We start from the raw sequence: 8537 nt of genomic DNA, 5'->3' as shown, positions 1-8537 counted from the left end.
AGATTTCGTTAAGTAATTTGGCGATCAGTTTATATTCAGAAGTCTATTGATGGTATATCATTTCTGGTGCAAAACAGTTGATTACTTGAAATTTTACACCAGAACTGATATTATTTATATTGAAGTTCCTTGTACAGAAACTGTTAAAGATGCTTGTTTTACTTCTTTGATGAATTTTTTAAGAGGTTCAATATGGATTGGTTCTTTCCACACAGCTTCTAAATCCTCAATGATATGAAACTCTTCCATTTCCTTACCATCCTTATAATGGCGAATGATTGGGTGAATAAAAGCACTGTTTTTAGCATTTTCATAATCGTTTCTATGCACACGATTTACTGAAGTATGTTCTCCTGCTTCCATTTTTTTACCAAACTCCATAGTTAAAACGAAATACTCATCGTTCTCTTCTACGAATTGTTCTTTAATAAAATCTATAGGTAAACTGTTATAGTAAAATACTTTATCTTCTTTAATAACTGCCACGTCACCTAAGTAACCGTATTGATTCCATAATGAAGAATTAGAATTAATACGATCAATAAATTTATCTCCTAAGGCATCTATATCCCAAGCTACTTCTGTTGAAGGCATTGGTATGTTATGATTTTGGTAAGCTAAAATTCTTGCCAAACAAGAGGCATTATATCTAAATCCATGTACAAAACCTGAGGCTTGCTTTTTATAGTCTCTCATATGCGTGATGGTTCCTGCATAATATAACTGACTTATATTGGTAGATTGATAATCACTTTCCTGATTTGGAAAACGATCTTTAATAATTAATTCTGGTTTACAACTTTCGTCAAAAATTGCATCGTCAAACCTAAATCCTGTACAAAGAATAATAGCATCATATACTAATTCTTCTTCCTCAGAAGCATTATTATTATAGGTTACATTTACTCTGTATTGCTCTCCTTCTTTTTTAATATGATTGATAGCTGCATCTAATACCGCATTCTGTGCTTTTAACTGATAAGTATCTAAGAAGTTATTATTTACTGCTCTTAAGTTACCTACATAGTGTGAGTTCCAAGCCATTACTAAACTATTTTCACTACAAACATGGGTTGTAGCTGTTGAAGCTATTAAATCATCAGCTGTCTCAAACGCAGAGTTTCCTTTTCCAATAATTAATACTCTTTTGTTTTCATAATCCTTTTTATTTAAGGACATTGTCATGTAGTGATCTCCATATTCTATTCCCGGAATTTCTGGAATGTATGGTTTAGCCCAACCTGTTGCTACAACTAAATAATTACAGGTATACTGTTGCCCTGAAGATGTAGAAAGTAGAAACTTATCTTCTTTTTTAATGTTTACTATATCAACTCCATAGTCAATAGGCAACTCATAAGCGTTTGCAAAGTCGTTAAGATAATCAACAAATAAATCTGCATTTGGGAAGTATTCCGTACTGTACTCTTTAAATAATAATTCATCTTTATCACATAGTAACGAATTCCAATCAAACCTCAAATCTAAGTTTTTGTCTTCAAAGCCTGTATGTACTTTATTAATAGAAATAAGTGTTCTATGTCTAGGGTATTCTTTAAAATAAGACCCTGCAACATCATTCTTTTCTACAATTAAAAAATCTAGGTCATATTTTTTTAAAAAATAGCCCAATTGCAATCCTGCTGGTCCTGCTCCAATGATAATATAATCCTTGTGTTTAATCTGCATGTTATTTTAATTTTATAAGTTAATTAAAGTTTTTAGTATGGTATCTGTATCTGACGCAACTATTTTATACCTTACAGGATTTAGAAATGCCAGAGGTATAACATCATCCATTAGTTATAATTTATTGATTCTTTAAAAAGGAAAGCACTTCAAGTGTTTTATTAGTATTTGTATTTGGAGCTACAACCCCAACTATTTCATTTACCCCAATTGTGCTTATTTTTTGAAAAAGCTCCTCACAAAATTTCTTTGTTCCTATTAAAGAGTTTTCATAGAAAGAATACTTAAATTTTTCTTCTAAATCCCTATTGAAGATTATCTTATAAAAAGACTCAATATAGTCCATATATTGATTTAGCTCTTTGTTATTATTAGCTTTTAACTCTTCTTCCTTAGATAATATATAAGCAGGAACAACCAATGATATCGTTCCTTCTGCTATATTTTCATTTTTATACGCTCTCTTATATATTTTTATGTTTTCTTCAAGTTCTTCTATTGTTTCACCTGAATAATAAATAAGTATGTTAGCTCCTACGGTTCCAGGCATTATATACATATTAGGGTTGTTATCCTTTATAGAAATCCATAATGGCAATTCTTTTTTAATGGGCTTAGGAAATGTTTTTAACGATACTTCTTTTCCTGCGCCATTCTTTCTTGCAAGACTCCCTCCTTGCCAAAGATCACGAATTGTTTTAATTTTTCTTTCTATCTTTTTTTGTTCTGCTTCTGTGGTATCAGTACCAATAATTGACAATCCAATTCTTCCTTTGGAAGTATTATCAATTACAGACCATTCTTCTGTAATTCTTAGTGGATCCTGATTAGAAGTTATTGCACTTTCACCTCTTACTTCTATCTCAGAAGTTGCGATGGCTAATGCCGCATTTACAATAGAAGGGTTATTGTAAGTAGAGTCCAGATTATTGCCTTTTATTTCCGACGTCCAAAAAAAGTCTAGTTTATCCTTATCAGCTTTTGCTATTATTTTCAATACCTCATCATATCCTCCCAAATTAGTAGCGGTAGTTGCCAAGGGATAAAAGATTCCAAATCTGGTTTGTTCTAATTTATTTTTGCTTTGCTTACTTGTATACAATGTGTCAATCATAACGTATATGATATTGTGTTATTTAAATAGTACTAAATTGTTTTACTGAAGCTTCTTCTACTAAAGCCTTTGCCAAAGACATAGTAGAATCAATAATTTTTATTCCCGGAATGTCATCAAAAAATATCAGTGATAATTCTGTACAGCCCAGAATAATTGCTTCTACATTGTTCTTACTAAAAAACTCTAGAGTTTTATTTTTTAACTGCCTTACTTCCTGAGTTCTAATATTAGGGTTAGCTTTGATACCAAAATCTGCATCGTAAATCATTTTGTGAACAACCTCATTCTGAAACACTACATCTGGCAGTACTACTTCATATCCTTTTTCTTTTAGTAATTGTTCGTAAATTTTCGATTTATATGTTCCATTGGTAGAAATCACCCCAACTTTTCTTACTTCAGGAAATTGATATGCCAATTGATTACAGGTTATTTCAGGCATGTGTAGCAACTTTACAGTGCTCATTCCAGTACTAAGTTCTTTTTTGATTTGATCAAATATCACATCAGAATGAGCTGTATTACAAGCAATACCAATAATACTTGCTCCAGCAGTTTCCAATTTTGCAATAATTTTAGCTATTTGAAACGCTGGATTAATAGCTGTTTCTCCGTCTAAAAAAGCTGTTCGATCAACAATTAGCTTGGGAAATGACATTAAAATTACAGAAAAATGCTCCTGATCTTTTGTTACTGGAGTTAAACAATTAATATAATTGCATAACATAATTCCAGATTCTGGTCCCATTCCTCCAACAATCCCTATTACTTTTTCCTCATTCATTATTTACTTAGCCAACGTACGTACAAGAAATCAAGATTTGGATCTGGATAACTCTTCGTATATTCATCAGCAATATATTTAGCTATTTCGTACTCTTTATTTTTCAAATGATACACCAAGTCTACAATATCATTAGAGGTAAAGATTTTTTTCTCCTTTTTAAATATCTCCTGAAGTCTTTTCTTAGTTTCTTCCGCTCCTTTATTTCTATAAAGGCTAAAAATTTCATCCGCCTTGGTTGGAGATTGGTTGGTATATATAATTCCCTTATAATACTCTGGTATTTCACTATTAATGGTTAGTTTATTAATGGCTATTCCTAACAATTCAGCTCTGTCAGAATTAGCAAAGAACACAAAACCACAATCTTTATTTACCGAATAACAAGCTAATCCTTTAAACCCATTATTGTTTCCTCCCTGAATTAATAAAGTATCGTTCTTTGTGTAAAGAATTTCAAATCCAGGACCATAAAATAATTCTCTATCGTTTCGCATTTTAGTTGCCGGATTTAACAATCTTTCTTTTGTTAAATTCTTTTTTACTAACAAATGTGTCATCAATTTTGCATAATCATGGGCATTTGAATGAATTCTTCCAGCTAAATCAGGCTTTTTATTTCTTCCTTTATTAATCACCTCTCCAAATACATTATGAGGTTTTGCATAATTTATATTCCCTTCTCCTACAGTTGTTGTGAACGTTCTTTTAAGTTGAAGCGGTTCATAAACAGAACTTTTCATCATTTCTTCTATTGGCATACCAACCAATTTTGAAATCACATTGGCTAAATAGGTGTATCCTTCTCCAGAATACACAAATCTCTCTTCTGGGTTTGCTATAATCTCCAATACATCAGGATCGTTTTTTCCTTTATGATTTTCAATTCCCGAATTATGACTTAACACCATTCTTGCTGTTATTTTTTTGTAACGTTCATCGTGTTTTAATGGTTCATATTCAAGATATTTATATAAGGGTTTATCTAAATCTAACAATCCCGCATCGATCATTTTATAAGCGGCATACACTGTATAGCTTTTGGATAATGAACAAGCTTCAAAAATGGTTTCTTTATTAATTTTTTCTTCCTTTCCTTCAAGCGTCTTTTTTCCAAATGCATTGTAATAAACCTCTTCTCCTTTATCTATAACTGCCAAAGAAATCCCCACAATTCCTACTTCTTTCATCAGCTTTTTTACTTCATTTTCTAAGTTGCCAATATTCACTTGTTCTCCATCAACATCAAATGATGTTTTAGACTCTTGAGCCCAAATGAAAACAGTGGTTAAAAACGAAAGAAATAGTGCTGCTACTATTTTTCTATTTAGTTGTTTCATATAGTTATTTTTTGAGGGTTAGTTTTTTTTAATTTAGAAATACTCCTACCTTATTTTCAATAGCTCTTTTAACGTAGTTTTCGGATATAGCAATATCAAAAGCAGCCATTCCCATTGGGTTAAACATAACCGCTTGGCTTTCTTCTATCGTTGAAAAAATATTTGAGTTTACCAGATCGAGTATTGATTTAGTATCTTCTTTTTGCAATCCTTTTTCTAAATGGAAATTCTCTACATCTGTATTTTCTCTGCAAATTTCTTCCCAATTATCAACAATCATGGCTTTTGAAAACCACTCATAGGTTTCTGCTTTATAATCTCTTAATGAAACGTTTAAATGTAGTGACCCTGGTTTAGGTTCCATATCAATATAAGTAGCTTTAGATACTGTACATGTCATAAAAACATCGGCATTTTTATAAGCTTCTTCCCATGAGTCTACTAAAGTTATTTTAGCCCTTACCTCAACACTTGTATGCTCTAAGTTAACTCCCTTTAAATCAAAAATTTTAATCTCTTCGCAATTGTCTTTTAACAGTGTATAACACATATCTAAATGACATTGCCCGATGGGTCCAAATCCAATAATTCCAACTTTTACATTTCTTGGCTTTTTTGCTTCTAGATAGTGTTTCATAACCATTCCACTTACTGAAGCAGTTCTAATTGCAGAAACCGATCCGCTGTTAAGAATACCAGAAGGTACACCTGTATCAGCATCGTTTAAAATAACTACACTGTGTGCTCTTGGAAGTCCATTTTTTATATTATTTGGAAAACTTGCAATCCACTTTATCCCCGCTTTATTAATTTCTCCACCAACAAAAGCTGGCATTGCTATAATTCGATTGGTTTTTTCTTTATAGCGCAAATAGGGTTTAATAGGTTGAGCATAATCTTCTTCTACCATACATTCAACTGATTGTTGAATTGTGGCTATATTTTCTTCCCAATTAAATCCTAATTCTTTTATATGACTTTCATTTAAGTAAACCATTACATCTTTTTTATGTTTGATACCATTTATACTACTTATGAATAATATTTGAACTTGAAACTACAAATGGTATGGGTTAATAAATTACATTGTTCCTTTTCTCAGTTTTTCAAACCATTCATCATTATAAATGGTAGTATTATACCGATCTCCTCGATCTGCCATAATACACATTACATTTACAGGCGATGTTATGTTCTTGTTACTGAAGTATTTCTTTATTCCTGCATATACGGATCCTGATGATCCTCCAGCATATATATTGTGATTCTCTAAAAGCTCCCTACAACCGATTACGGAGTTAACTTCATCTACCCAAACCACTTCATCTATTTTTGCCTTCTTTAGTATTTTTGGTTTCATACTTGAACCTATTCCTGGTATGTACCTTTTTTTAGCTGACTTATCAAAAACAATAGATCCATAAATATCGACAGCAATGATCTTAGCATTAGGAAATTTTTTCTTTATTCGATTTGATACTCCAGTAATAGTTCCTCCTGAGCTTACTCCCATAAAAACATAATTAATGTCTCCCGGTGCTTCTTCACACATTTCTTCTCCTAAAGAATAATAATATGCCTCTGCATTCAATGGGTTTTCGTATTGATTTACCCAATACATATTTTCTCTTTCGGCTAGGATTTGCTTTATTTTTTTAATACGGTTTAGTAAATATCCTCCATGAATATCTGGAGTATTTATTTTTATAATCTCAGCTCCATTTAATTCAATAAGCATTTCATTAATTGGTAGGGTGTTTTTATCAATCACACAAATAAATTTTAAATCATGAAACTTGGCATAGGCTGAAAGTGCTACTCCAAAATTTCCCGAAGAAGACTCTATGAGTGTAGTATTCCTATTAATCATTCCTGTATTTAAAATCTTATCTATTACATATGATGCTGCTCTATCTTTTACGCTCCCAGTAGGATTGTAAAATTCAAGTTTCATATAAATATTGATAAGATCATTTGATTCCAACTCAATGGACATCAAAGGTGTTTTACCAACTTTTTCCAAAATATTTGTTAGCACCATAAAGTATTATTTTAAGGTTATTGTAGTTTCTAAATTTGTATATAAATCTTAAAAAAAGGAGATCACTAAAGCCTAATAATTAGGAATATTGTAGCGGTTCAATACTCCAATTTAGAAGAATTACATATTTTTCTATCTAAATTTCAGCCAACGATTTTCTGAATTTCTTGGTGCTCCTTGAATTACTTTTGACTTTTTAATACTTTAATGCTCTTGTTTTTTGATTAAAGAGCACCATGATACCTTCAATGTACTTTTATTTAAACATTGAAATATTAAGTATTGAATAAAACTAGAGTAAACCAATACACTTGTAATTTGAAATTCAAACGACAAATTGTATTGAAGAAAAGTTGGTTTTCCTTAACTGTTTTTTTAAATTAATTAGGTAAGTTTTTTAACAAGAAGTTTTTTAAGTTTTCCCCCATTATCATTTCTATTTCTCTTTTTGAAAAATTTTGCTGCAACATTTCTTCAACAATATATTGATAACCTGTTACATCTATAGGTGTAGTTACAGATCCATCAAAATCAGATCCTAAAGCAACATGTTCTACTCCTATAAGTTCCTTTACATGTTTCATTGTTTTAACAATACCCCTGATTCCATCATTTCCAATTGCTCCTGGAAAGAATGCAACTCCTATTAATGCGTCCTTTTTTGCCAAAAGTTTTAGTTGTTCATCGGATAAATTTCTATATGATTCTATAACTCCATCTACTCCTGTATGAGAACTCACAATAGGACCGTTATACGTTTTTATAATATCACTTATCATTTTATCAGAGGTATGCGCTATATCCAAAATCATGTTTCTTTTTTGCATTTCTCCTAAAACTTTCTTTCCAAATTCTGTTATTCCTCCTTTTTCAATCCCATGAGCAGATCCGCCAAGTTTATTGTCAAAAAAATGCGAGAGCCCTAGCATCCTAACTCCGTTATCATACAACTTTAGAAAGTTTTCTATTTCACCCTCAAGACAATGCCCTCCTTCTAAACCAATAATACCTCCTATTATTTTTTTATTGGTAGCTCTTTTCTTTAATAAAGTGAGTAAATCATCTTTCTTTTCAATAAGAATAAAATTGTCGTTATAAGCTCTTGCATAACCTTTTAGCTTGTTACATTGATACATTGCCCTGTTGAATAAGCTAAACCAATTAGTCACCGATTGCCCTTGTAATATGGATAGTAAGGTAATATTATCGAAAGCTTCACCATCTGTCTTCTCAAAATTATGTCCTTTAGGAGATTTGGTAACAATGGTAAAAGCCTGAAATGCTACATTGCTATTACTCATTCGTTGAAAATCTACATGACCATAGTCGTTTTCTTTAGATAGATCCCTATCCCATAATAATGCATCGCAGTGTAAATCACCAACAAAGTCTAAGTTATTATATAATATTTTAGCTTCATTAGATACTTTTGTTGTCTCTTCTATTGTTTTGTTTTGTCCTTTATCTAATAAAGGGGGGGCAATTAGCGTTACTAAAAAATATAATACTACTAATACCATTGAGAAAATAGCGAATCTTTTTTTTGTTTTATACTTCATTTTCATT

Annotated in this window: 7 protein-coding genes; all 7 read right to left on the bottom strand. The window is 31.2% G+C overall.

The window, feature by feature from the left end; all coding sequences use genetic code 11:
- Positions 1–114: 114 nt before the first annotated feature.
- On the bottom strand, positions 115–1689 hold the full coding sequence (locus tag EYW44_RS16160; RefSeq protein ID WP_132724948.1) for an NAD(P)-binding domain-containing protein: 1575 nt from the start codon (positions 1687–1689) through the stop codon (positions 115–117).
- Between the two features lie 121 nt (positions 1690–1810).
- Positions 1811–2803 (bottom strand): LLM class flavin-dependent oxidoreductase, encoded by a 993-nt coding sequence (locus tag EYW44_RS16155; RefSeq protein ID WP_132724946.1) that lies wholly within the window; start codon positions 2801–2803, stop codon positions 1811–1813.
- Between the two features lie 22 nt (positions 2804–2825).
- Positions 2826–3590 carry an aspartate/glutamate racemase family protein gene (locus EYW44_RS16150; protein ID WP_132724944.1) on the bottom strand — a complete coding sequence of 255 codons (765 nt, stop codon included), beginning with the start codon at positions 3588–3590 and terminating at the stop codon, positions 2826–2828.
- On the bottom strand, positions 3590–4930 hold the full coding sequence (locus tag EYW44_RS16145) for a serine hydrolase domain-containing protein (protein WP_132724942.1): 1341 nt from the start codon (positions 4928–4930) through the stop codon (positions 3590–3592). The genes EYW44_RS16150 and EYW44_RS16145 overlap by 1 nt, the downstream gene beginning before the upstream one ends.
- A gap of 28 nt (positions 4931–4958) precedes the next feature.
- A complete protein-coding gene (locus tag EYW44_RS16140; protein WP_132724940.1) occupies positions 4959–5927 on the bottom strand; it encodes a 2,3-diaminopropionate biosynthesis protein SbnB in 969 nt (322 codons plus the stop codon).
- A gap of 84 nt (positions 5928–6011) precedes the next feature.
- Entirely contained in the window at positions 6012–6971 is a 960-nt protein-coding gene (gene sbnA / locus EYW44_RS16135) for a 2,3-diaminopropionate biosynthesis protein SbnA (RefSeq protein WP_132724938.1), read from the bottom strand.
- Between the two features lie 380 nt (positions 6972–7351).
- Entirely contained in the window at positions 7352–8530 is a 1179-nt protein-coding gene (locus EYW44_RS16130) for a dipeptidase (protein WP_132724936.1), read from the bottom strand.
- Between the last annotated feature and the right edge of the window lie 7 nt (positions 8531–8537).

The sequence above is a fragment of the Tenacibaculum sp. M341 genome (assembly GCF_004337695.1).
Classification (GTDB): domain Bacteria; phylum Bacteroidota; class Bacteroidia; order Flavobacteriales; family Flavobacteriaceae; genus Polaribacter.
Note: the sequence above shows the minus strand (reverse complement) of the source record. Positions and strands in the feature narration are given on the sequence as shown.